The organism is Moorena sp. SIO4A5 (genome assembly GCF_010672005.1).
Classification (GTDB): Bacteria; Cyanobacteriota; Cyanobacteriia; order Cyanobacteriales; family Coleofasciculaceae; genus Moorena.
Genome location: NZ_JAAHHZ010000081.1, coordinates 1 through 24,635 on the forward strand (window position 1 = coordinate 1; position 24,635 = coordinate 24,635).

A 24,635-nucleotide genomic window follows, 5' to 3' on the forward strand; every position below is an offset into this window, starting at 1 on the left:
TAAAGTTAACCAAAAGCCCACTTTGATTAACTTTACGTTAAGGATAAAAATAATGTTTTGTATTATTACTTATTCAGAGAATATTGTCAAGTTATGATCAGACTTTGCATAGAGGTTTGCAGCTCATGAGTCAGGTCAACTATAGCTTGTCGGATAAATTCTAGGGGCGGTTGGGCATGACTCATCGGTGTCTGGTCGATTTTGTCTGTTGGATGATATTGGCAGCACTAACTGATTAATCGAAGGTTTGATTGAGTGTGATCAGATGTGGTGATCTAAGGATGGATGGTTCCATCAGGCATAATTGTTTCCCTTAGATTAACTTGGCTTAGTTCAGCTTCAATGATAGTAGCCCCAGTTAAGTTAGCTTTACTGAGGTTAGCGCCCCTGAGCTTAGCTGTAGTCAGGTTAGACCCGCTTAAATTTGCTTTAGTAAGGTTCGCCCATCTAATGTCAACCCTGTAAAGGTCTGCCTCTGCTAGGTTAGCTCCAAACAGATAGCTTCCACTAAGGTGAGCTTCTGCTAGGTTAGCCCCTCGACACTCAGCTTTGTATAGGTAAGCCCCAAGCAGTTCAGCTTGATGAAGATTAGCATTGCTCAGATTAGCATGGCAGAGATTAGCAGCCATAAGGTTAGCCTCAACCAGGTTAGTCCGTCTTAGCTTTGCCCCACTTAAATCTGCTTCTGAGAGATTAGCTTTGAGCAAGCTAGTGCCAATTAGGTTAGCATTACTCAAATCAGCTTCCATGAGGTTAGCTAGGGTCAAGTCAGCCCCAATTAAATTGGCACCATTTAGGTCAGCCCTGATCAGGTTAGCTGCTATAAGTTTAGTCCCAATTAGCTCTGCCGAGATCAGTTTAGCTTTGATCAGTTCAGCATCTTGGAGGTTGGCATTACTGAGGTTAGCTTGGCTGAGGTTAGCGCTAATCAGTTTAATATTGCCTAGATTTGCCTTTTTTAGGTTAGCTTTTGCTAAGTTTACCCTTTCAAAGTTAGCCCCATTGAGGTTAACTTCGCTAAGGTCTGGTTCTAGATCTAGATTTGTCTTTCTCCATTCTGTCCATCTCAATGGATCTTGTTTGAGTAGAGCAAGATGTTCTATATTGGCCATTGAGGTTCTCCTTCACATTATGTAGCGGTGCCAACAAAGACTTTAACCCAATGGCACTACATTAAGGGATCAGCTCAGGAAGAATTCCTTTCTATTCCTTGCGCTTGGCAGCAGGATGTTCACGACCACTCACGCTTTCAATAGCTGTCAGCGCTGCCTGAGACGCTGCTAATATATCCCGTTCTTCTCCACCTAGGTAGAGGCGTCCAAAGCTGCCCACTGCACTAATTTGTAAGATGTTAATTAAGGCAGATTTCTCTGCTTCATTGGCAGCTAGGGCAGCATAGGCAGCTGGCTCAACTTCTAATACATATAGGGTTTGCCCTGCTAGCAACATTTGACCCCGCCGTGTGCGATTAATTAACTGGGTCTGGTGGGCATCAATGTTACGGATAATTTGGCTAGAAATGACCCGAGGTTTGAGCCGATCCTGTTCCCGGACGCCCAGTGCGTCTAAAATTGCTTTGCCAGCTGTACGGGTTTCCCCTTGTTTATTAGCATGCACCTCTAGAAGTCCGTAAAGCCGTTCGACCACCAGCACTCCTGGACGCACGGCAGTGGATTTGAGGGCAATATCGGTAATCCGGTTAATTTCAATACCTGGTGAGATTTCAATCCAAAGGGAGGTATCTCCTGGTAAGGGCAAAAATCCTAACGCTACTGTTCCCATGTAAGCGGCGTGCTGAGGCTGCAAGCTGTCTATGTATACGTAACTGCGTAGTTCAATACCCAAAGTTTATATCTGTTCCTTTTTTGCTGACTAGAAGTTGTCCAAAAGGTAATTCGCACTCAAAGAAGCCTACCACACCTCTCGACCTTCTGCTTTACCCCAGTGAACCTCTTCACTGATTTCGACTTCATTGGCTAGTAATTCATCTAGGGTATATTCTCTGGGGGGGCAGATGGGTTGCTCGAGCTTTTGTTCATAGACATCAACAGCAATTATGACAAGCAACGAAAGATTTTATTGTTGTGTTTATCTAAAAATTAATATCATTTTTACTTAAAAAGTATGACTGTTTATAAAATCTATAACTGGTATTTATACTGCTATAATTCAGAGTTATATCAAAGCTGGAAATATCAAAAAATTCTAGATTTTTTAAAAACCTTAACAATACCATCACCACGAGCCTTTTTTAAAGCTCAGATGGAAATATGTTAACTAATGAAACCAAGGAAATGTAAAACTTCGCCAGCTAAAACGTTTATAACCACGATTATGGTAATTTAAATTAAATTAGAAACTAGCATATAATCAAATACCTTCTCAGAGGGTGAATAGTTTGTCAATCCTGGCTGACATACTGTTGATGAAAGTTTTAAACTGATGAGATAATGGTAGTTTGGTCTAAAAAGGAAGTAAGTAATGCGACTGTCTCAGATGCTGTTGGTGACACTGCGGGAAGACCCAGTGGAAGCAGAAATCCCTAGCCATAAACTTTTGCTCCGTGCGGGTTATATTCGACGTATTGGCAGTGGCATCTACGCCTATTTACCAATGATGTGGCGTGTCCTAAAAAAAGTTTCTCAGATTGTGCGGGAGGAAATGGATGCCACAGGTGCTCAAGAGTGTCTACTGCCTCAGCTACAACCGTCTGAGCTGTGGAAAGAATCGGGTCGTTGGGACACCTATACGAAAGCTGAGGGCATTATGTTTGCTCTGATTGACCGACAAAAGCGAGAATTGGGACTTGGACCAACCCATGAAGAGGTAATCACTACTGTTGCTAAGGACATGATTCGCTCCTATCGGCAATTACCTCTAAACCTGTATCAAATTCAAACTAAGTTCCGAGATGAAATTCGCCCCCGATTTGGCCTGATGCGGGGACGGGAATTCATTATGAAGGATGCATACTCCTTCCATACCGATCACGAAAGCCTGAAAAAGACTTATCAGGCGATGGATCAAGCCTATCGAAATATGTTTAGCCGCAGTGGTTTGGAGTTTAGAGCGGTTGAGGCTGACTCTGGGGCGATTGGGGGTTCGGGTTCTCAAGAATTTATGGTTCTGGCTGATGCTGGGGAAGACGAGATTCTCTACACGGAGGATGGCAAGTATTCTGCCAATGTAGAAAAAGCGGTTTCCCTACCACCAGACCTAGAGCCCTCACCCTATAACACTTATGAAAAGCTAGAAACTCCAAACACCTCAACTATTAACACCCTCTGTCAATTCCTGAAGTGCTCTGCCACTAGTGTGGTTAAAAATGTTCTTTACCAAATTGTCTATGACAACGGGATGACGGTGTTGGTTTTGGTGAGCATTCGGGGGGATCAAGATGTAAATGAGGTGAAGTTACAGAATGAATTGGTGAAATTGGCAGACCAATACGATGCCACAACGGTTTTAGCTCTGACGGTACCAGAGGTGGCTACCCAGGAAAAATGGGCATCGAAACCTCTACCTTTGGGTTACATGGCACCTGATTTGGCAGATGATTACATCAAACCAACGAAAAATATTGCGCCTCAGTTTTTGCGGTTGGTAGATCAAACAGCAGTGGAACTGAAAAACTTTACTACTGGTTCTAATGAGTCAGGCTATCACGTAGTTGGTGCCAATTGGGGTGAGCAATTCCAGTTACCGAAGCTAGTGGTGGATGTCCGTAAGGCTAGTCCAGGCGATCGCGCCATCCATGACCCGAATCAAACCCTACGAAGCGCTCGCGGAATTGAAGTTGGCCATATTTTCCAGTTGGGGACGAAATACTCATCTGCGATGGGGGCTACCTACACCAGTGAGCAAGGGGAAGAAATTCCGTTATGTATGGGCTGTTATGGGGTGGGAGTGTCTCGGTTAGCTCAAGCAGCTGTAGAGCAATCCTATGACAAGGATGGGATTATCTGGCCAGTTGCGATCGCACCCTACCATGTGATTATCACGATCCCGAATGTGGGAGATACCCAGCAGATGGCAGCAGCAGAAAAACTTTACACTCAACTCAATGAAGCAGGTATCGAAACCCTGCTTGATGACCGCAACGAACGAGCTGGGGTCAAGTTCAAAGATGCTGATTTAATTGGGATTCCCTACCGGATTGTCACTGGGCGATCGCTTAAAGATGGCAAAGTGGAAGTGGTGGAACGGGCTACCCACAAATCGACAGAACTCTCCCTTGAGGAAGTGCTACCCACCCTAAAGCAGTGGATTGATACAGCTCTAAGTACGGTTTAGCTGTCCGGCAAAATTCATCCCACACCTAATGCGCAGCATAGGTGTGGGATGAATTTTGCACAGGGTATGGATGGAATTGCTATAATATAAGTACTGGTAAACAAAGCCGAAAATGCTGGTTTGTCAGCAAAACAGTCTTAAAAAAAAGACCAAGAAAACAGAGCGGCAGGGCAGTCCGTTCTTAAAGCCCAGCGCCTCCTAAGCGATAGCCGGATTGGCTGGGAAGCCTACACTGAACCCAACGGGTCAGTGTAGGAGCTGTCACGATTGAGGGTTGCAGGTTGTTCGCTTAGCGTGGCCTTTTGACCAAAGTTGTTTGCCCAAGGGGATTCGGTGTAGGGATAGAAGGATAACCATTGGGTAAAAATCATTAATGATTAATGATTGTTAAACTAATTCTATGGGTAGGGAAACGGTAAAGGTCGTTCCCTTACCCAATTCACTGTCCACAGTTATCTGACCCGCCATCAGATGACAGAGCTTTTTCGCGATCGCTAAACCCAAGCCAGCCCCACCATACTTGCGGGTGTCCGACTCATCTACCTGAGTGAAGGGTTCAAAAATCTTTGAATGTTGCTCTGGACTGATGCCAATACCGGTGTCACTGACTTGAAATGTGATTGATGGTTTAGTTCTTTGGTGTTGACCAAAATCAGAAGTAATTGTAGATTCTAAATTAAATTGATCGTCAATCTCTGCTGTGCCATCACTCTTTTTGACTATCAATTTAACAGTTCCATGCTCTGTAAATTTACAAGCGTTGTTGAGCAAGTTAAGCAGGATTTGGCGCATTTTGGTGGGGTCAGTAAGGATTCTGCCAGGGTTGTTCAAATAGATTACTTCTAAGGTATTGTTGTTCTTTTCTGATAAAGGACGCACATTGGTTATCAGTTCTTCAATCAATCAGGGTAAACGCATCTAACTTAAGTAAGTTTTAAAAAATCTATATTTATCAATTTTAACTAGTAACAATCAAGCGATTGGAGCTGACTAAAAATTTTTGACCGCGTCCTCCCTTATTTCCCGAAATGTTAACTCATAAATTTGGGTGCATATTTGGCTTATTCTCTTGGAGAAAACTTGACTAACAAGTCCCTAGTTATTTACTGGCAGATGCTAAAATTTTGACTAAATAGTTATTGTCCATAGCAGCACGAAGCGCGTTTCATCTTTAAACTTCCTTTAAAGCTGGCTTCTTGTTTCATTATATTTAAAGCTAAACGACGTAGTAAAGCCAAGTTTTCAGGAGAATTATCCTTGCGAATACGACTACTATCTTCAGAGAAGGTGACATCTAATATCTAATGTAAGCTGTTTTCAATCCCCCAATGACTGCGGATAGCTTTAGCAATTTTATCAGCATTATTTTCCAAACTACTTATGTAAAAACGAACTTCAGTGGTTGTTTTATTCCACAAACGTCGCTCACTGTCTTGATGCAGTCGCTCATGGGGGAAACCCCCAAGACCGCGCTGCATCGCTTCTAACCATCACAATTGTGGTTAAACCTGTCCATAGTGATTGGTTATGAAGACAGGTGAAACTAGACACATTCACCGTCCATACTTCTCTTTTTTCAATTCGATTATGCCCACTTTCTATTTCTTGATAATAACTATAGTCTTTTCCGACAAAGTCAGACTTCATAGCTAAATCAAACCAAGTTTTTACTTCTTCATAAAGATTTTTTTGATTAGCTTTTAGAGCCAAAATATAATCAGCTTTTTTATTAATAATTAGGGAGGTAATATCTTTTTGACACCCCATTGCATCGATATAGCGTTTCTAGGACTCATGAGGTACACAAGATTGTTTCACTCTTGACTCTTGCCTTCCCCTCCTGGGAGCAGGGCTGTTTCAAAGAAAAATAAGTTAACGAGAAAAGGAGATAGGGGGATAGGGGGATAGGGGGATAGGGGGATAGGGGGATAGCTCAAAATTTTCCGAAAAATCCCCAAATTTAGTCATTAAAATCTGACTAATTAGCCGGCTTCAATCAACTCAAATGACTAACAATTCGTGATTCGGCTTTTGAGTATGGTTAGATAAATTTGGCCAAAATCACGACTATTCGTCCAAAATTCTCCCCATCTCCCCATCTCCCCATCTCCCCATTTTTGGCCAGAATGAAACAGCCCTACCCTCCTGGGAGGGGTTAGGGGTGGGTTCCTAATCCCTGCTCCCTGCTCCCTGCTCCCTGCTCCCTGCTCCCTAAAACCTAGATATTTGTACCTCACCAGTTATAGAATTGCTATAGTAATTATGCTTCCCTCAATTGATAGCATTTCTAGTAATTGAGGGATAGCGGTAATTTCATTGGATTTATCCTTAACTTTATGTTGTCCTAAGACTAATTGGTGAGAGTCAGACCATGCACTTGTCAGACACGCCAACGAGTTATTAAAAATTAGTCATGAAGTCATGATATCATATTTTTTTTATCAACTTAACCTGGGTTTTTTTATCACCTTTTTGCTTATTTTTAAATCTAATTTAGATGCGTTTGCCCTGTTGCCTTTAGTCTTTTGCAAGTCTCAAATCCGTCAATTCCTGGCATCATTACGTCCAATAGAATTAGATCGGGTTGATTATAGTTAACTTGTTCAATCGCACTTTCACCATCTGTTTCCACAGCAACCGTAAAGCCAGCATTGTGCAAAGCCTGGGATATAACTGACAAATTGGTGGGTGTATCATCTACAACTAAGATGAGATTTTTGTCTTGATCGTATGTCACTGCTTCAGGATCCTATCAACACAAATTGATTTACTCATAAATTTAAAAATATCTATAATTTATTATCCCTTAACCATGTCTAATCCTAATTTAATTAAAATAAAACAAATATTTTTGAGTTATAATTAGATTAAAGTTAGTGATTATCAATTGATTTGGATAAATGAGTTAACTTATTAAAGTTAGCAAACCCTAAGCCGGAAAAAAAAATGGGTAACCTGATTCATCTGTGCTGGTTCATACTTGAAGCTATTACTGAAAAAGGTGCTTGTTTAGGATTATATAAACTTACCTTGAACTTACCCTCAGGGAAAATACTGACAGGAGGTGGGATTTATGGCAGTTATTGTCAAAGATTGAGAAACGAGCCAGAAGTATATTTTGCTCGGTACAGGATTCGGAGCTTACAAGTCATCACGCCCAAGTTGTTTCTTGGAGTAATTTCAGACATAAGCGAGTTTGTTACCTACTTTTGCTTAAGTCCTGATTATTTCTGGATTATTACCCATGATAAAAACCTGTCCTTGTCTGCTTTCCCATCAGCCTTAACTATGGGTGTTCAACCAGATTTGTTCTGATTGCTATTTACCAAAGCCAGAATTTCTTGCCACTCCTGATTTGATAAAGGCTTCTCTACCAACTCCACACCAAAACAATCAGCAGCAGCATGAGTTAGGGCATCCACCACAATGTTGATTAAGGCATCTCCCTGTTGAGCCATGGGTAGATGAAAGGGAGGGGGCACTTCCCCAAACACTTGAGTATACAGTCGAGCATCTGGTTCTAAGCGAATTGAGCCATGCTGCAAAATCACATTACCACGGCGCAATTGAGCACTACCAATCAGTTTAGAACCATCTGCTAACACTAAATCGGCACCAGTAGCAGTCCCGAAACAGTTGGGATTGTTAATATACCCCCGTCCAGCTGAACCATAGTGCAACTCTACACCAAGGGAGCGCCACCCCTGAATCAAAAACTCACAAATTTGGTGATAGGCATCAAGACGTTTACCAGTCAATCCGGAATTAACCACCATATAGGTCAAATCTCCCTGATGTAGCACAGCTCTACCACCACTGGGACGCCTTACCAGCTCTACTGGTTGTGATGCCCAAGTGAGTTGTTCCCAGAACTCAGGCCAACGGCGTTGATGGTAGCCAAGAGAGATGGTTGGTGATGCCCAGGTATAAAATCGCAATACTGGGGAATGTTTTCCCCGTTGGTGCTGGGCTAGTAGCCACTGGTCAATGGCCATCTGAAGCCGCCCTGATGCCTGTAGTAAGGGAATTAAACGCCAGGATGAACTCTGAAGTGGTAAGTCTGAACTATCAGAAGTCTCAAGTGGTAAGTCTGAAGTATGAAACAATGCCATTGTTGGCTGATTTGTTCGCTAATTGATTAACTGGTATGTTTTAAGCTTTATTCCTTCACCTGTGTGGTAATATCAACTTGAATCAGAAGATTCTAGGCGGCACCAAACTGAGCTTGTAATAAGTCATCATTGTCATCGGCAATAGTGGCTACCACGGTAATGGCGCGAGAAATTTCTCCTGGGGACAATTCAGCAACAGTTCGCGTGGATAACACGACAACTTGATCCTCAACAATAGCAAAGCGGGATTCAAAGGTGTCATACCAGTTCATTTCCAGGAGCTTGCGCATCAATGTTGCCTCGTCTTTGGCAGGTAGATGCATCACAGAAGACCAAGCTGTAAAGGTGTCATCATCTGTGGAACCAGTGAGCTGGACGAATACTTCCACGCTACCGTACTGAAACTTCCACAAGTAGCCTTCTTCACTGTGGCTTACCATAGCGCTATTGTTTTGTTCCAGGCTGGAGATGACCGTTTCAATGTTTTCGACATAGTTAACGGCAGTCATAGTCTGGTTGAACTCACTGGCAACGATTTCTGCCATTGACAAGTCTTGACTAGATAGAGTGTCAGGATTCGGCTGTGGGTTTGTCATAATCAATTTCTCTGTGCTGGTCTTGGGGTTTGCCTAAGACCCAGTATCACCTGTAGCTATGCTTGTTGACACGTTGATTAATTTTCTTAAATCAAGGGTCGAGACATGGAATTAGGTGAGAGAGGCAAAAAGGAAAGGGTCAAGGGTAAAAGATGATTTTTCTTTAACCTTTTTCCTTGAACCCTTTTCTTATATTTTACCTTTGAGAGATCGAAACACTAACAAAGGCACTTGCTCAGCTTCTGATTACTTGACCAATTTTCTAGGAGACTGCTTTTTGCTGATTTTTAGATACCTGATTGAGACCCTTTAAAAACATTGGCACAAATTTTTCTATAAACCCTTGTGGATCTTGCTGCCAAGCCTTTTGTGCTACCTGAATCCTGGTCATTTGCAGTTCAGGGGCTAGCAAGGTTTGGGGTAAGCGCTCGATCAGGTACTGAGGACGTTCCCACACTGGCAAGGTATGGGCAACCTCTAGCAAGTTATTGAGTCGGCGCAGTTCCGCACCTGCCATCAGATCTATACCAGATTCATAAGCCGCCTGTTCAATGGCTACATACTGGCGCTTTGCCTGTTCTACCTTCTGTCGATGTTCTGGGCTTTTCTTGGCAATTTGTGCCAACCACCGATTCCCCCAACGGACATGACCAACTTCCTCTGGGAAAATCCGTTCAATGGTTTTGATAATCTTAATATTTTCTTCAGTTTTCGGTGCCTCTTTCAATGCTTTGATGTGAGCTGAGAAGTACTCACATCCCCGTTTTTCGGTGACATTAATCGCTGCCAAACCACCGATTAGTCCATCATCAAGCTTTCCTTGTTGTTTATAGCTTTCCTGGTCGATGAGTCGATCAAATTCGTTGATGTAGGACACTCCAGGGGGCTTACCAATATCTGCCCCCAGTTCCATGAGTAGGTCAGTCAGCCACATGGCATGACGAGCTTCGTCAGCAATGTGATGAGATAAATCCCGCACCAGTTCTTTTGGCTGACCATCCAACTTTTCTACCAAATCCGTGAGATCTAGGCAACTGTGTTGTTCGTTGTAGCGATAGCGGTTGAGCATGACCAGGTGAAGTTTGCGATCGCGTACCACATGTGGCAAGATTTCACGGGCACCCATGCCATTGTTTGATTTGTGAGGATATGCAACTGTCATAGATTTTATTAGCTATACTCGCACCAAACCGACGTCTGACCCGATAGGGGAACGGTCGTTGAATTGGCAACAGGAATTATTTCTGAGTTTCACCGAACATACCCCCAGTCTACTGTAGTCTGTAATAATAAGAAGTTACTCGACCTTACCAGTAGCCAAAAGTTTGATTCAGTAATAACATCAATCTCAAACAATCTAAAAACAGTGGGATCATACCTATTCCTAAATTGTGAGCGATCTGAAATACTAATTAATCAAGAGTCAGACATAAATAAAGAAGCCACCCTTAAGGATGGCTAATGGTCTTAGTTCACCATAGACAAAGTACTAGACATCGTAGTAGAGTGCGAACTCGTAGGGATGAGGCCGCAACCGCATGGGATTGACTTCGTTGTCTATTTTGAATTCAATCCAGTTGGTAATAAAGTCTTCGGTGAATACTCCTGATTCAGTCAAGAAGGCATGATCCTTTTCTAAGGCTGCCAGAGCGTCTTCTAGAGAACCGGGGGTTGATGGAATTTTGCTCAATTCCTCTGGAGAGAGGTCGTAAATATCCACATCTAGAGAGTCACCTGGTTCAATCTCGTTCTTGATGCCATCAATACCAGCACAGAGCATAGCGGCGAAGGCGAGATAGGGGTTACAGGTGGCATCAGGGCAACGGAACTCTAACCGCTTCGCCTTGGGATTGGGGCCAGATAGAGGAATGCGGATGGAAGCTGAACGGTTACCTTGGGAGTAAGCTAAGTTCACGGGCGCTTCAAACCCAGGTACTAGTCGCTTGTAGGAGTTAGTGCTGGGGTTGGTAAATGCTAACAGAGCTGGTGCGTGCTTTAGTAAACCACCGATGTAATTGAGCGCCATTTTACTTAGGTTGGCGTAACCATCACCCCAAAACAAGGGTTCTCCATCCTTCCAGATCGATTGGTGGGTATGCATCCCCGAACCATTGTCGTTAAAGATTGGTTTGGGCATGAAGGTGACAGTTCTGCCATACTTTTTGGCAACATTTTTGATGACATACTTATAAGTCATCAGATCGTCAGCAGCCTTAATTAGGGTGCCAAAGCGAAAACCCAACTCGTTCTGTCCACCTGTAGCGACCTCGTGGTGGTGCTTTTCAATGGGTACACCGCACTCTGCCATGGTTAGCAGCATTTCGGTACGCATGTCTTGCAGGGTGTCTGTGGGAGAGACAGGGAAATAACCTTCTTTATAGCGAGGCTTATATCCGAGGTTACCACCTGCTTCTTCTCGACCAGAATTCCAACGACCCTCAACGCTATCTACATAGTAGTAGCACTGGCTCTCGGTTTGGTCAAAGCGAACATCATCAAACACAAAGAATTCAGCTTCTGGACCAAAGAAGGCGGTATCCCCAATGCCAGTGCTGATCAGATAGTCAAGGGCTTTCTGAGCAATGCTGCGAGGATCGCGGCTGTACCATTCCCCAGTGCGCGGTTCCTTAATGCTGCAAATCATGCTCAGGGTTTTTTCTTTCATGAATGGGTCGATCCAAGCTGTTTTGGGATCAGGAACCATTGCCATGTCAGATTCGTTGATTGCTTTCCAACCCCGAATGCTTGAACCATCGAAGGGAACTCCATCCTCAAAGGAACTCTCTTCTATTTGGTCTTGGTAGAATGAGCAGTGCTGCCAGATCCCTGGCATATCAATGAATTTAAGGTCGATGATTTTTATGTCTTCGTCTTGAATCATTTTCAAGACTTCTTGTGGGGTTTCAGGCATGAATTACTCCTTTGATCAGCTTTACGTTTGTTTACAAAGAAACAACCTTATAAAATTACTTGAGTCAGTGACTCTACCAAAATTGGCGACACTGAAGCTTTCCCAAACCGAGGACTGACTGGGTAAGCATCCGAGTCAGTTATTCGCGGGGAGATACTTTTTTTTGAGTGGTGCAAGGAGCACTATTTCCTTAAAAGCATCTTGATTGGCTTTTCCCTTGAACAGTGAAAAGTTGTAGTTCCCTGATTCCTGACTGATCCTAGGGATAGAAAGTAGGAGATTATGTATCTAACAATACAGAATGTCCTAAGATGATCGGATCTCATATGAATAAAAAATTAAATTTTCCAGTTCTAGACTCAGTCAGGTTGGCAAAAAGGCTCGCACAAAGGCTCAAGAGAAGGTCTTTGTCTGCTCAGCAAGGGAGCCCATGGCAAAACTAGGCTCTGGTTAGTGGCAGGTTTTGCCTAAATCCCTCTATATCGCCTCTATATAAGCAATGGGGTTAGTGGGAGCATTGGGTCGGTCGGTTCTAGTTTCCCTGTTTCCCCCCTCTGGGAGTATCTTGCGCAATTAATCGGTCCTATCGATGGTGGACAACGCCCAATTCTAAAGAAGCATTAAGGATGAAAGCAACAAGCAACAGGGTACAATCTAGTGATGAAAGATATGTATACGCTTAGCTCCAGCCAATTATAGCGTCTGGAATTGAGCACACATTCAACTTGCTGTTTAACTCCTGTGGAGTGCATAGTGTAGCGCTCTGTACCTGTTGAGTTCTCGCCCTAAATCATGGGAAGACACCAATAGTAAATCAAAATTATCAAGATTGTTGTTGGGAGAATAATTTAATGAGGGATTTAGTCACAAACTTGATTAGGAATTATGATAGCTCAGGTCGCTACCTAGATCGGGATGCCATCGATTCACTTAAGTCTTACTTTGAAACTGGCACCGCTCGGGTGGCTGTAGCTACTTTAATCAATGGCAATGCTGCTTCTATTGTCAAGCAAGCATCAGCACAACTGTATGAGGAAGTTCCTGAACTGTTGCGTCCAGGTGGCAATTCTTATACAACTCGTCGTTATGCTGCTTGTTTACGAGATCTGGATTATTACCTGCGCTATGCTAGTTATGCCCTAGTTGCTGGTGATACCAATGTCCTGGATGAGCGGGTTCTACAAGGGTTGCGGGAAACCTATAACTCCCTAGGTGTGCCAATCGGTCCAACGGTACGTGGGATTGAGATTATGAAAGATATGGTCAAAGCAATGGCAACAGAAGCTGGTATTGGGAATATCGGATTTGTTGATCAGCCTTTTGACCACATGAATCGTGAGTTTAGCGAAACAGATGTTTAAGACATTGATGGTTCGTTGAGAGTTGACGGTTCTACGGGTGACCGGACTGGTTGCCCGTACTATAGGGCTGCGCGCAGGGAATCGGGAATCGGGAATCGGGAATCGGGAATCGGGAATCGGGTAATTGCTGATTTAATTGCTAATTTTGTCAAGGTCTATTACTTGAACGCTGCTCCAGTAAGGGACGAAACTAACAAACTGGCCAGAGCGTCCAGCCACAAATAATTGAATTACTGATTTAATTGCGATTGGCCGTAGGCCAGGCTACGCGAACGCTTAATACAGGCTTGCTGGTTTGTAGCACTCAGGACGGATAACTGGCTTTTAAAATAGTACATAAATACTAAATCACGTCCAGCCAGTATGTGTGGTAGATTCACCCTGACAACGATAGGGGTAAGCCTAGCGCGAGCTTTGAATTTAGATCATGTGCCAACTGAGGAGGCTAAGTACAATATTGCCCCTACTCAGCTGGTAGCAACAGTCTTAAACCCCTCAAACGATAGCGAGCGACAATGGCAATTGTTACGTTGGGGTTTAATTCCTAGTTGGGCAAAGGATATTAAAATTGGTGCAAAGCTGATTAATGCTAGAGCAGAAACGGTAGCAGAAAAGCCAGCATTTCGCAGTGCATTTCGTCGTCGGCGTTGCTTGGTTGTAGCGGATGGTTTTTATGAGTGGCGACGAAAGGATGGCAAGAAGCAACCGTTGTATTTCCAGAGGAAAGATAAGCGTCCGTTTGCTTTTGCAGGACTTTGGGAACGTTGGAAAAATCCAGCGGGTGAGATAATTGTTTCTTGTACAATTATAACCACAGTAGCTAATGAAATTATCAGTCCGATCCATGATCGAATGCCAGTGATATTAGAACCTAGTGATTATGATTTATGGCTGCATCATCAGGTAAGTCAACGGGAGCTATTGCAGCCACTACTGATTACCTATGATGCCCAGAAGATGAGTGTTTATCCCGTTAGCACTACTGTGAATAATGTCAGAAATAGTAGTCCTGAGTGTATCATACCTGTGGAAATTAATAATAAGTCCAATAGTCACTACCATTCTACATTTTAAATTACCATGACTGCTTTTACAGTAAATTTAAACTCTATTCTTGAAATAACCGATGACCAATTTTATCAGTTATGTCGAAATAACCCGGAGATTAAATTTGAGCGCAATGCCAAGGGAGAACTGATTATTATGTCACCTACTGGTGGAGAAACTGGTAAACAAAATTTTGAACTAGCTACTGATTTTGGAATTTGGAATCGACAAGCTAAATTAGGGGTTTGTTTTGACTCTTCGACATGCTTTAAACTCCCTAATGGTGCTGACCGTTCTCCGGATATAGCGTGGATTAAACAAGAACGTTGGGATTCGCTTAAACCAGAGCAACGCCAGAAGTTTCCACCGATTTGCCCCGATTTTGTTCTAGAATTAATGTCTCCAACTGATAGGTTAACCGTGACTCAAGCCAAGATGGAGGAATATCTAAAAAATGGGGTACGTCTGGGCTGGTTAATTAATCCTCAAGCACAGCAAGTGGAAATTTATCGACCAGGACAAGTGGTGGAAGTGTTGGAGTCTCCTAAGACTTTATCAGGGGAAGAGGTTTTGCCTGGGTTTGTCCTGGATTTACACTATCTTTGGTCAACCTAGGATTATTGTGCGTTCGCGTAGCGGCTCGTAGCAAGCATTGCTTTTTTTTAAATAAGCAAGATGTGAGCAATATTTATTGTTAAATTTGTTATATAATTTGCTAACATAACCATGACAGCTTTTACAGTAAATTTAAACTCTATTATTGAACTGACCGATGACAAATTTTATCAGTTATGTCGAAATAACCCGGAGATTAAATTTGAGCGCAATGCCAAGGGAGAAGTGATTATTATGTCACCTACTGGCGGAGAAACCGGTAACTATAATTCAGAAATAAATGCTGATTTCGTGATCTGGAATCGACGAACTAAGCTAGGTAAAGTTTTTGATTCATCGACGTGCTTTAAACTCCCTAATGGTGCTGACCGTTCTCCGGATGTAGCGTGGATTAAACAACAACGCTGGGATGCACTTAAACCAGAGCAACGCCAGAAGTTTCCACCGATTTGCCCGGATTTTGTGGTAGAATTAATGTCTCCAAGTGATCGGTTAACGGTGACTCAAGCCAAGATGGAGGAATATCTAAAAAATGGGGTACGTCTGGGCTGGTTAATTAATCCTCAAGCACGGCAAGTGGAAATTTATCGACCAGGACAAGTGGTGGAGGTGTTGGAGTCTCCTAAGACTTTATCAGGGGAGGAGGTTTTGCCTGGGTTTGTCTTGGATTTGCACTATCTTTGGTCAACCTAGGATTCTGCTTTTGTCAATAATCACTTGCCCCCGGAATGATAATTTTTTAAAAATTCAACACTAGTTTTTTAGAGGTCTGCTATGGGTCGTGCATCAAAACTAAAACAACAACGTCGCCAAGAATCTCACGATGTTACTAACAGGACTTCATCCCGAGCTAGGTACGTATTATTTGAATCCAATAGCTCTAATTACCTAGCCTCATTAGAGTTATTAGGTGGTATGGAACGCTTAAATTGGTGTCCTCATCCAGGGGGAGCACTCAAATTTGATTCCTCCAGTCAAGCCCAAGCCAAAGCTAAGCGGATTGCTAAGCAAAGAGGATACAGCCTAGAAGTGGTTGAGCTTAATTCTGAAAATGTTAATACTGACCAAAAACCTTAGTTACAACCTCCACATTCGGTTCAACCTCTATCCAAAGGGTGGCACCACCATTCTTGGGAGACTCGGGTCGATAGACTAACCGGGATGGCCCGCTGATTTCTACATAATGACAGTTGATATCGCGATTACCCCGTTTAACTGTAATCACTGGGTCTGTTGTATGGTTTTGTTGATTCTTGAGAAGTATTTCCTCGTTGAGGTAAATGTGAGTCAGGGATTTGCTGGGCTGTTTTCTCCAGGAGCCTTGTGGTCCACGGCTACCGGGAACTATCTTGGGCATACCGTTATATAGGGGAATCCGCCAAAAGCGACCAACTTTTTCGGCTCCTTGAATTCTGCCCTCTTTCAGGAGTTGGCGAACTCGTTGAGGACAAATACCTAGAAGATAGGCAGCTTGGGTGGTATCTATCATGATCGGACAACTTACTCTAGCGCTATTAATTTATTCGAAAATATACCATACAATTACAGCAATTGCCAAGTTTGATAGGGAACAGCGGATCTGGGAACAGCGGATCTGGGAACAGCGGATCTGGGAACAGCGGATCTGGGAACAGCGGATCTGGGAACAGCGGATCTGGGAACAGAGATTATTAAAGATTAAGCATTAAGTATTAAGTATTAAGTATTAAGTATTAAAGATTAAAGATTAAGTACTAAGTATTCAAGATTAAGTGTTGAATCTAGTAATAATGGTTTAGCAAAATTGCTGATGTCTGTGCATAAAGTAGAATAAAAATAAGCAAAAATCTCTATAACTATAGCAAATTATCGAAAACTACTTCTTAGATCTCCCGTCTCCACCCTATCCCCACACGTAAGCATTCAGGCGTCAGGCGTCAGGCGTCAGGCGTCAGCCGTTGGCCAACTACTGATAGCACCTCAAGTAGCGTGTGCGTAGCACATAAGCTGAATGCTGATAGCTGAATGCTGTTCGCGTAGCGTGCGCGTAGCGCTTAAGCTGAATGCTTACCACTCTCGCTTATTCGCTGGCTCCAGCCCTATAGTTCTGACAGTAATACCGTCGAAATCGATAACCAGGGACTTTAGATATAGATTGTTTATCCTTAATACAACCTTGGGATTTTAACTCAACAGAGGCAGAAAAATTGACTACCCACAATTCTAAAGGTTTCGGCAGTTGAGCCACAGTTTTTTGTAGCGTTTCTGTAGCCACCCTTGGCTCGGTGTCTTTATGTGCCAAGAGAAACTGGGGTGAATTAATAGCAGTATCAACTACTTTGCGACGGTTCAATTCCCAAGCTAAGCCCATGATTTCTCCTGTTTGTTCATGGCTTTTGTGAACTGTGGCAATCAGGACTGGAAGGGATTGAGACTGGGAATCACTAATCTCTAATATTTTAGCGATCGCAAGATCTGGTCGATCGGCTTTTTGGTAACTGACATGGGATGCGACTATGACTCCACCTACCAATCCCATCAACAGGATTAGTGCTACCCATTGCTGATCTTTCCCTTGGGCAGCTCTCCAACAACTGGCAAAGCTTGCTGCTAGTAACATAATTACGATGGGGAAGTAGACAAACTGGTAACGAGCCGCTAAGGTCAAATCAATCCCAAGACCGTAAGTGAATAATAAGAATAATGCGATCGCTCCCACCACAAATCCGCCCAAAACCTGAGTCATGACCTTAGTCTGGGAGTGTAAGCTCTGAATTCTGAGTCCTCGACGCAACAGTTGCACGATCAAGACTACTAATATTACTGTTACTAGTCCAGAGGCGACCATAATCGGTAGGGATTGCCCTTCTACTGGCAGCATCACTACCATAGTGATCAGCCAAGACAAGAGTCTAGCTACCGGTTCGAGCAAATTGCTCAGGGTTGTGTCTTGGTGAACCCACTCTGTCAAACGATTACTGGAGGGGCGTGGCAAAATTGGCAGCCAAACTAAGACTCCCATTAATGTCCCGAGGGCCACTGCGTAAATTCGCCACCAGTACTTCCAAGAAAACACTGAACCCCCTGACCCAATCCGCAACCCAAGCATTACCAGTCCTACAGCTGCGATCACCAGGACGAAAAAGTAATGGACAGCTATGCCTAAACTATTGACAATAACCCAGATTAATGCTATTGAAATCGGGAAGGGAGTCTGCCGTTGAAGCGATCGCGTAGCGTACACCAAACAACTGACTGAAGCGATAACTAATAGAATCCCTAGAGTGTAGTGTCGAGCTTCTTGTGCCAGATAGATGCCATAGGGTGAAACAGCCATCAGTGCTGCTGCGAAGTGACCGACCAGGGAAGAGCGAAACCCTAACCAACCTAAGCCAAACATGGCTGGAATGGAAATCACTCCCAGTAGGACACTTAAGGATCGCGCTACCCACAGGGATACCAATTCCTCATGGCCTGGAAACAGCTTCAGCCACAGATGGGTGAGGACGAAGTACAGTGGTGGGTGATTACTCTCCGTGATTAGGTTATTAATAACGGAATTGATGCTAGCACTAGAGTTCGGTTTGAGGGGAGCTAAGAGGGTATCTGAGGTAATCACCTGATCCAGGGGTACGCTCCGAAAACTATTGCCCAGGCTAAACACTAGGGTGGCAAATTCATCTGACCAGGGGGGTTTTCCGGCCAGATAGGTAAACCGTAAACCTGCTGCGATCGCTATCCACACCAGCAGTAATAGAACTATGACCCAACTACTCCAGCTTTTGTCCACTTGGGATTTTGGGTGGTTAAGAATCATTAGCCATTAATTCTCTTTGTAGGTAGGAATAAACGTAACGTTCTCCCACACTACTTTATTATTGTTGATGCCACTGTTTAGTTACTTGAACTGAAATCGGTGCTGGGGCAGAGGAATAATACCGCGCAATAATACCCCTATGAAATAATTAGATGAGCTAATCATTGGGATAATTTTTGAATACTGATGAAAGACAAGCTCAAACCAGACTGGGCGGGGGATGACTTACTCTCCCGGTTCGTTAATCTGTTGATCGACACCAAGCCGATCTACAAGGTGATGCAACACCAGGCCAGACAGGTGCTAATTAAAACCGCAGAAAAAAATGGGATTGAGTGGCGGAAAAACTACCAGGAGTTAGAAAAATCAGCAGCGAAGACCTTACTATCCGAGATTACTAACCCTAGCCTGGTCTACCCAGACTACTACAAAGTGCCTTTCCATGCTTATGACCAGGGAAACCTATGCTGGGAAGCTGCCTTTGAAGCTGGCAGTGCTACCAAGGCTATGGGGTTGAGGATTTGGCCTAAAGAAAAACTTACTTGGCTTTCGGCACAAGAACGATTACGAAGTAGTTTTCATAAAGTACTAGGAGAGTATAATCCCGAGATAGTCACAGATGTCCTAGACATTGGCTGCTCAGTGGGCATCTCTACCTTAGCGCTACACCGCTACTACTCCAGGATCAAAAAGGGCAAAATCCGCACCGTTGGGTTAGACTTATCCCCTTATATGCTGGCTGTGGCCAAGACCATGGATCAGACAGCAGAAATATCAGAATGGATCCATGGCAAAGGAGAGGACACCGGTTTACCGGACAATTCATTTGATGTGGTCACGTTACAGTTTGTGATCCACGAACTACCGCGCCAAGCAACAGAGGAAATTTTTTCGGAAGTGCTACGGATTCTACGACCTGGTGGCTGCCTTGGTGTTGTAGACAATAATCCTGCCTCCCCAGTCATCCAGAATCTCCCCCCTGCACTGTTTGTGTTGATGAAAAGTACAGAACCTTGGAGTGATGACTACTACAGCTTTAATGTAGAAGAGGCGATGATTAAAGTTGGTTTTGACTATCAGACCACGGTAGCCAGCGATCCTCGTCACCGCACTATTATTGCTACAAAACCTGGTTGAGGTGAGTGTGGGTTGTAGCAATTCCTCTGGATTCAGTGGCTAATAGTGATAATTACGAGTCAATCCCAAACTAGTCCATTTGGGATTGACTCGCTGTTTGCAGCTTCCTGTGCCGTTCAAAGGTGCTGTAAAAACAACCCAGTTAGGTTATATAAGTAAGGATCTGAAAAAATCAGTATAATTTTAATAAATTTATCATGAAGACTAGCCAAATTTTTTGAAAGCTTTTTTAAACTAAATGTGAAGATTTGGTTAATTATGAAAAAAAAGTAAAAATATTGTGAATTAAGTCCAGGTGGTTTTCGAGTATCCTAGTCTTGCCCAAACTGAGTTCGACATCACCGACTTTATCCAGGAGTCAGGAGCTTCGAGTCAGGAGTCAGTAGCCATAATAACGGAATTTTATAGTTAATTTGGAATTAATCAGAGTTTAATGGGCAATTAACCTATGTATTCTCCCAATAACTTCTGAATTATTCTCCTGAATTCTGAATGATGTCTCCTATCTTCTCAAAACACCAGGCAATTTCTGACAGGGAACTGAGGTTGCTCAAGACCTATTGCCCAACACCGATTGTTCATACTGGGATTTTGGCATCAACAGGTTTGGGGTAGACTCAAATCTAATCTCTTTGTCCTTTCCCCTTTCCCCTGACAACTCCGGCGAAGTCTAATAAGCGCCCAAAGCCGCTTAGGCCAAAGCAGGAGCAGAATTTAGGGCAGCACTATGGTATTGATTCGACTAATAGCAGTAAAACCAAATTGGACTAATAGTCATGGGAGCATGATCTCCTGATCTGGCCAGCCTTGGCCTTTATCACCTTTCTCGTCAGAGAGATAACATAAAAGGAGTTCTTGCAAGCAGTACCTACACTAGGAGGTGTGACCCAAGGGGGATTTACTCGCCCATTGAAAAATACACCAAAGCGCGAATTTAATCCTTAATGGTAAGAGCGCACCTATAGAAAGTATGGGTTTGGTGACACTCGATGGCAATCAGGCGAAGCCAAGCTATCAGTTGTATCGTCTCTATTTTCGTCTTGCAGTTGCCAGGTAACCTATTGGATCTATCTCCTAGATTTCTTTAGATGTCTTTTGTTAAGAACATAAACAATCACTCTTAATTATGTCAGAAATTCTAACACTAATCAAAAAACCAGAAATTCCCAAAAAATTAGTAAAACCATCTCAACCAATTGAACTAATTCAGCCATCAGAACCAAAGTTTATGGCTGTTGGGGTTATAACTGGTGAGGTAGATTTGTCTGAGAAAATTCCTACCATTACCATCCAGGGTAAGCCTTACCCACTCTTTTTTCTGCTGAAGCACAACCGGAAAAGGTATGTGCTGGATATTCTCAAGGGGCACATCGAGGCCGGAAACCGAGAGCATCGCCTCGTGGTATATCCTAAGCCGATCCATTTCCCAGATCGGAACAAATTCCAGGATATCCGGTTTGAGGTGATTGGGATTTTACAGGAAGACAGACCCCATGCTTGGGCTGAAGCGATTGGCAATGGGTATTTCATCTTGGCTGGATTGTGGCAGTTCATCCCTGTTTGTAAAGTTCCCTGTGTGTCAGTCTTTAGGAACCACAGTGAACAATTAGTGAACTATCTCAAAACTCACCAGGCTACAGAAAGAACTCGGGTACTCAAAGCTGGTCACTGTCCATTATTCTGGCGGGACTCCTCGGTCAAACCATTCCGATTCAATCCTAAGCTCAAGGAGCAGGGCAAGCCAAAATTCATCCAGGTCAAAGCCCGATTCCTTCCCCACAAAAATGCCTTCGCGTTTGTAGAAGAATTGGCACCCCCAATGGATCAGCCTCCACGGTTCTGCAAGGTTCGGAAAGAAGATAAGCAGGAAGCCTTGGCCGAAGCTAAGAGAAGAGCTGCTGAAATGGCTGAAAAAAGAGCTGCTGAAAGTTCTGAAAGTCCTGAAAAAACAGCTGCTGAAAGTCCTGAAAAAAGACCTGATGAAATTCCTGAAAGTGCTGAAAGTTGAGTACTTCTATTCAAAATACCAACTCTGCTCAGTACCAACCCAACTCCCAGTCGAGCCGTTGAGACTTGACTGCTCAGGTGTTTGGTGCTGGCAAGGCTGGTAGGGTGATAGTTAAGACTTCAGCAGAGGTCAGGTAAGCTAGCGCTGCGCTATAAATTGATTGAGTGGCTATAGTATTGCCATGGCTAAACTATAGCGCTAGGCTAACCCAGCCAGTAAATGAGCTTTTGCTCACCAAAAACCTGTAATTAATTGTCTTGGTCTTCCAAAAACTCAACATCTTCATAGAGCTGGGATAGAGGACAGTCAAAGTCAATGCTGGTTATATGTACATCCGGTTCTGTTGCGTCTTTTGTGGTTTCATCCATCAAGTAACTGGTAAGTTCCCATTTGCCTCTATCATTAAGTCGGTAGCATTCAATGCTCATGGTTTCCGAATCAATCAGGAGATATTCCCTAAGGGTATCAAGGCGGCGGTAGTGTCTAAATTTTTTACCGCGTTCGCGTAGCGTAGCCCTTCGGGCTAATCGCTACCTTCTGTACCAGGGGAAAGGACTTCCGCAATCAGACAAGGGTGATAAATCACTTTGCGGGACTTTTGGTCACGGTGGTCACAGGTTACCATGACATCGGGATAGTAATAAGGCCCGTTTGCTGATACACCAAGTTTGGCATCTGCCATAAAAACTTTACAGCTTTTGCCACGTAAGTGAATTTTTAGGGCAGAGGCTAAATTGAGGGCAATGGAGTTGTGGGGAAGTGTTCCCCCAGTGATGGCATAAACTTTACCATTGATAAAGTTATATTTAATGGGTTGCTTCTCTTCCCATGCCAAGTACTCTTGAGCGGTCATCAAGGGGATGGTTGGATTGGCGATCATGTGAGTAATAGCGCTGTGCGCAAGGAATAGGAAATAGAAAAAGATAGGGGAGTGTGGGGAGATGGGGAGATGGGGAGATGGGGAGAAACGGGAGATGGGTAAGGTTTTTTTTAAGGGTAATTATCCTGACATGATATAAGACCACCCTGCATCACTTCCTGCCTTGAATTTGTAAACACTATTACACCCATTGGTATCACTGATAGGAATCATTTTACCAAGCAGTTTACTTAATCTAGCCAATCATTGAAAATAATAAGTTATAATTAAGGGTTAACCTATTTTATTCAGGTTTAGGGTATTGCTTTGACAAGGATGCGATCGCGTAGCGTAGCCCTTCGGGCTAATCGCAACTGCCCCCGTTGGTTCTTTTCTGTAAAAAAGCGAAGCATCAGTTTTTGTACTTAAGAGTAATTATCTCTGATTATCTTATATTTTATTGACAATGAAATATCCCTGCTCTTAGAATCGCGAATGGCGCAGGAGTTCTTGAGCCGAACTCCAATCTTTTCCAAAGTCCGATCGGGCAGGAAACCTGAGTATTCCTGAATTCCCCGGAACCAGAAGCCACAAGGAGACCCTATGGTTCAATCTTCTGAGTGCTCAATCCAAATTGGCCCGGCCTTAAGGGGATGGGAGACACGAGGGTCTCCATCATCTCGACTGTCCTGTCCCTTTAACATCAGGCCAAAATTCGGAAAATCAATAATTCAAACATCATGCTAAATACACCATTCAACCGCTTCAAGCCAGCTGCTCTTCCCTTGAAGAAAGCACTCTCAAGACTAGCACTCGGTCTAGCGACCCTGCCCTTTGCTGTAGTGGCAGTATTTTGTGTCACAGCTCCCACGGCTTTAGCAGAAACGGTAGAACCATTGCATGGAATAAACATCACTGAAAAAGGTGTCACGATCGTAGTGACGAGCAACGGCTGCACGCAGAAAGAGGACTTCACAACCATATTGGCAAAATCCCAGCCTCCCATTGTTACCTTCATCCGCCTGAAACCGGATCTTTGTAAAGGTGTTTCCCGTCCCTACCCGATTACGTTCTCGCTGTCGGAAGTGGGAGCGAAAGAGTTTAAAGTGGCCAATCTGTTTGTACCCGGCCCCAGATTTTAGCGGCGGAAGTTCTTAAAACAGGACTCTAAGTCGAAAAAAATGTCACAAACTCCCTGGTGATATCGTTTTAGTTATAGAGGGAAACACCTAACTTTGGGGTAGGCAAGTGTGGCGAACACGAGTTAAACAAGGTTTAACTTTTACCCTATGGTCTCAATTTAATAATTCCGCTCAAATTCCTCCCGATGGTGACGTTACGGTAGAGCGCGGGAGGAATTTTTTAGATCGATCTCAGTTATAATAAATCTTAAAAAGCCTAAGTCATTTCCAATTGCCCATCTGTCTATACCAACCAAGGATATTTTTCACAACACCGTTCGGTTAGCCCTGGAAAAAGATGGCTAGGTTATCACCAAATATATTCTATTATACATCAAAGTTTACGGAAAGGCATGGAAACATTAAACTATCATGAATTAGTCCAAAAAATCCTGAAAGCCCACGCTATCAACCTTAACGATGATCAGACAGAAGTTCAAATGATTTTTGATAGTGAGCGCAATCATTATTTAGTTATGCTAGTGGGCTGGTATGACCAACGACGGGAATATGGAAGCTTAATTCATATTGATATAAAAGATAACAAAATTTGGATTCAGAGTGATGGCACTGAAGTGGGAGTAGCTAATGAATTAGTTGAAGCCGGAGTTCCCCAACAGGATATAGTTTTAGGGTTTAAGTCTCCCTTCAAAAGGCAATTTACTGCATATGCTCACCAGTAGCCTGTTACAAAAAAGCAGTTTAGTCGTAGGGTGGGC

28 protein-coding genes and 2 pseudogenes are annotated in these 24,635 nt (G+C 43.4%); 12 read left to right on the forward strand and 18 right to left on the reverse strand.

The features are described from left to right. Positions 1–275 precede the first annotated feature (275 nt). From F6K57_RS22465 to F6K57_RS22475, 3 genes are all read right to left on the reverse strand, one after another. Positions 276–1,112, reverse strand: coding sequence for a pentapeptide repeat-containing protein (locus F6K57_RS22465; RefSeq protein WP_293025345.1), 837 nt, complete (start codon positions 1,110–1,112; stop codon positions 276–278). A 91-nt stretch (positions 1,113–1,203) separates the two neighbouring features. Then, positions 1,204–1,845, reverse strand: a complete 642-nt coding sequence (locus F6K57_RS22470; protein WP_044491860.1) for a hypothetical protein — start codon at positions 1,843–1,845, stop codon at positions 1,204–1,206. A gap of 66 nt (positions 1,846–1,911) precedes the next feature. Continuing rightward, complete coding sequence (locus F6K57_RS22475) at positions 1,912–2,067, reverse strand: hypothetical protein (protein WP_293025344.1); 156 nt, start codon at positions 2,065–2,067, stop codon at positions 1,912–1,914. Positions 2,068–2,481: 414 nt separating this feature from the next. On the opposite strand from F6K57_RS22475, the gene proS reads away from it, so the two are divergent. Continuing rightward, a complete protein-coding gene (gene proS, locus F6K57_RS22480) occupies positions 2,482–4,293 on the forward strand; it encodes a proline--tRNA ligase (protein WP_293070736.1) in 1,812 nt (603 codons plus the stop codon). Between the two features lie 227 nt (positions 4,294–4,520). On the opposite strand, the gene F6K57_RS22485 is transcribed toward proS, so the two are convergent. From F6K57_RS22485 to F6K57_RS22515, 7 genes and pseudogenes are all read right to left on the reverse strand, one after another. Then, positions 4,521–4,664: a hypothetical protein gene (locus F6K57_RS22485; RefSeq protein WP_293025342.1), complete on the reverse strand. Its 144-nt coding sequence runs from the start codon at positions 4,662–4,664 to the stop codon at positions 4,521–4,523. 16 nt (positions 4,665–4,680) lie between these two features. Next, the gene (locus F6K57_RS22490) at positions 4,681–5,196 is read right to left on the reverse strand and encodes an ATP-binding protein (protein WP_293070738.1); all 516 of its coding nucleotides are present in this window, start codon (positions 5,194–5,196) and stop codon (positions 4,681–4,683) included. Positions 5,197–5,594: 398 nt separating this feature from the next. Then, positions 5,595–5,771: a hypothetical protein gene (locus F6K57_RS22495; protein ID WP_293070740.1), complete on the reverse strand. Its 177-nt coding sequence runs from the start codon at positions 5,769–5,771 to the stop codon at positions 5,595–5,597. Beyond that, a complete protein-coding gene (locus F6K57_RS22500) occupies positions 5,740–6,060 on the reverse strand; it encodes an ISAs1 family transposase (RefSeq protein ID WP_293070742.1) in 321 nt (106 codons plus the stop codon). The genes F6K57_RS22495 and F6K57_RS22500 overlap by 32 nt, the downstream gene beginning before the upstream one ends. Before the next feature lie 242 nt (positions 6,061–6,302). After that, entirely contained in the window at positions 6,303–6,530 is a 228-nt protein-coding gene (locus F6K57_RS22505) for a hypothetical protein (protein WP_293025870.1), read from the reverse strand. Positions 6,531–6,545: 15 nt separating this feature from the next. Next, positions 6,546–6,671, reverse strand: a pseudogene (locus F6K57_RS22510) (ISAs1 family transposase); the annotation flags it as partial. A 131-nt stretch (positions 6,672–6,802) separates the two neighbouring features. Further along, positions 6,803–7,030: pseudogene (locus F6K57_RS22515) on the reverse strand (response regulator); the annotation flags it as partial. A 209-nt stretch (positions 7,031–7,239) separates the two neighbouring features. On the opposite strand from F6K57_RS22515, the gene F6K57_RS22520 reads away from it, so the two are divergent. Next, positions 7,240–7,608 (forward strand): hypothetical protein, encoded by a 369-nt coding sequence (locus F6K57_RS22520; RefSeq protein ID WP_293025868.1) that lies wholly within the window; start codon positions 7,240–7,242, stop codon positions 7,606–7,608. Here F6K57_RS22520 and F6K57_RS22525 read toward each other — a convergent pair. From F6K57_RS22525 to glnA, 4 genes are all read right to left on the reverse strand, one after another. Beyond that, on the reverse strand, positions 7,590–8,405 hold the full coding sequence (locus F6K57_RS22525) for a lipoate--protein ligase family protein (protein WP_293025866.1): 816 nt from the start codon (positions 8,403–8,405) through the stop codon (positions 7,590–7,592). The genes F6K57_RS22520 and F6K57_RS22525 overlap by 19 nt on opposite strands. Positions 8,406–8,497: 92 nt before the next feature. Further along, positions 8,498–9,001, reverse strand: a complete 504-nt coding sequence (locus tag F6K57_RS22530; RefSeq protein ID WP_293025864.1) for a YbjN domain-containing protein — start codon at positions 8,999–9,001, stop codon at positions 8,498–8,500. Positions 9,002–9,263: 262 nt separating this feature from the next. Continuing rightward, positions 9,264–10,163, reverse strand: coding sequence for a ferritin-like domain-containing protein (locus F6K57_RS22535; protein WP_293070745.1), 900 nt, complete (start codon positions 10,161–10,163; stop codon positions 9,264–9,266). Positions 10,164–10,490: 327 nt separating this feature from the next. Beyond that, on the reverse strand, positions 10,491–11,912 hold the full coding sequence (gene glnA / locus F6K57_RS22540; RefSeq protein ID WP_293070747.1) for a type I glutamate--ammonia ligase: 1,422 nt from the start codon (positions 11,910–11,912) through the stop codon (positions 10,491–10,493). Between the two features lie 851 nt (positions 11,913–12,763). On the opposite strand from glnA, the gene apcB reads away from it, so the two are divergent. The 5 genes from apcB (at position 12,764) to F6K57_RS22565 (ending at position 16,012) form a co-directional block, all read left to right on the forward strand. After that, positions 12,764–13,273, forward strand: a complete 510-nt coding sequence (gene apcB / locus F6K57_RS22545; protein ID WP_293025858.1) for an allophycocyanin subunit beta — start codon at positions 12,764–12,766, stop codon at positions 13,271–13,273. 363 nt (positions 13,274–13,636) lie between these two features. Next, entirely contained in the window at positions 13,637–14,347 is a 711-nt protein-coding gene (locus F6K57_RS22550) for an SOS response-associated peptidase (protein ID WP_293070749.1), read from the forward strand. Positions 14,348–14,353: 6 nt separating this feature from the next. Further along, positions 14,354–14,935 (forward strand): Uma2 family endonuclease, encoded by a 582-nt coding sequence (locus tag F6K57_RS22555; protein WP_293070751.1) that lies wholly within the window; start codon positions 14,354–14,356, stop codon positions 14,933–14,935. Between the two features lie 111 nt (positions 14,936–15,046). Further along, the gene (locus F6K57_RS22560) at positions 15,047–15,628 is read left to right on the forward strand and encodes a Uma2 family endonuclease (RefSeq protein ID WP_293070753.1); all 582 of its coding nucleotides are present in this window, start codon (positions 15,047–15,049) and stop codon (positions 15,626–15,628) included. Positions 15,629–15,709: 81 nt separating this feature from the next. Next, positions 15,710–16,012, forward strand: coding sequence for a hypothetical protein (locus F6K57_RS22565; RefSeq protein WP_293025850.1), 303 nt, complete (start codon positions 15,710–15,712; stop codon positions 16,010–16,012). On the opposite strand, the gene F6K57_RS22570 is transcribed toward F6K57_RS22565, so the two are convergent. Beyond that, complete coding sequence (locus F6K57_RS22570; protein WP_075905225.1) at positions 15,990–16,424, reverse strand: helix-turn-helix domain-containing protein; 435 nt, start codon at positions 16,422–16,424, stop codon at positions 15,990–15,992. The genes F6K57_RS22565 and F6K57_RS22570 overlap by 23 nt on opposite strands. Before the next feature lie 71 nt (positions 16,425–16,495). On the opposite strand from F6K57_RS22570, the gene F6K57_RS42110 reads away from it, so the two are divergent. Next, positions 16,496–16,609 carry a hypothetical protein gene (locus tag F6K57_RS42110; RefSeq protein ID WP_364303805.1) on the forward strand — a complete coding sequence of 38 codons (114 nt, stop codon included), beginning with the start codon at positions 16,496–16,498 and terminating at the stop codon, positions 16,607–16,609. Between the two features lie 385 nt (positions 16,610–16,994). On the opposite strand, the gene F6K57_RS22580 is transcribed toward F6K57_RS42110, so the two are convergent. Further along, positions 16,995–18,731 carry a hypothetical protein gene (locus tag F6K57_RS22580; RefSeq protein WP_293025845.1) on the reverse strand — a complete coding sequence of 579 codons (1,737 nt, stop codon included), beginning with the start codon at positions 18,729–18,731 and terminating at the stop codon, positions 16,995–16,997. Between the two features lie 186 nt (positions 18,732–18,917). On the opposite strand from F6K57_RS22580, the gene F6K57_RS22585 reads away from it, so the two are divergent. Together F6K57_RS22585 and F6K57_RS22590 are read left to right on the forward strand one after the other, a co-directional pair. Then, positions 18,918–19,868, forward strand: a complete 951-nt coding sequence (locus F6K57_RS22585) for a class I SAM-dependent methyltransferase (RefSeq protein ID WP_293025843.1) — start codon at positions 18,918–18,920, stop codon at positions 19,866–19,868. A gap of 1,126 nt (positions 19,869–20,994) precedes the next feature. Beyond that, on the forward strand, positions 20,995–21,876 hold the full coding sequence (locus tag F6K57_RS22590; RefSeq protein ID WP_293025841.1) for a hypothetical protein: 882 nt from the start codon (positions 20,995–20,997) through the stop codon (positions 21,874–21,876). A 248-nt stretch (positions 21,877–22,124) separates the two neighbouring features. Here F6K57_RS22590 and F6K57_RS42115 read toward each other — a convergent pair whose 3' ends face one another. Next, the gene (locus F6K57_RS42115) at positions 22,125–22,322 is read right to left on the reverse strand and encodes a hypothetical protein (protein WP_364303813.1); all 198 of its coding nucleotides are present in this window, start codon (positions 22,320–22,322) and stop codon (positions 22,125–22,127) included. A gap of 77 nt (positions 22,323–22,399) precedes the next feature. Continuing rightward, entirely contained in the window at positions 22,400–22,729 is a 330-nt protein-coding gene (locus F6K57_RS42120) for a Uma2 family endonuclease (protein WP_364303808.1), read from the reverse strand. 746 nt (positions 22,730–23,475) lie between these two features. On the opposite strand from F6K57_RS42120, the gene F6K57_RS22600 reads away from it, so the two are divergent. Further along, the gene (locus tag F6K57_RS22600; RefSeq protein ID WP_293025839.1) at positions 23,476–23,877 is read left to right on the forward strand and encodes a hypothetical protein; all 402 of its coding nucleotides are present in this window, start codon (positions 23,476–23,478) and stop codon (positions 23,875–23,877) included. A 392-nt stretch (positions 23,878–24,269) separates the two neighbouring features. Then, positions 24,270–24,599 carry a XisI protein gene (locus F6K57_RS22605; RefSeq protein ID WP_293025837.1) on the forward strand — a complete coding sequence of 110 codons (330 nt, stop codon included), beginning with the start codon at positions 24,270–24,272 and terminating at the stop codon, positions 24,597–24,599. The last annotated feature ends 36 nt before the right edge of the window (positions 24,600–24,635 follow it).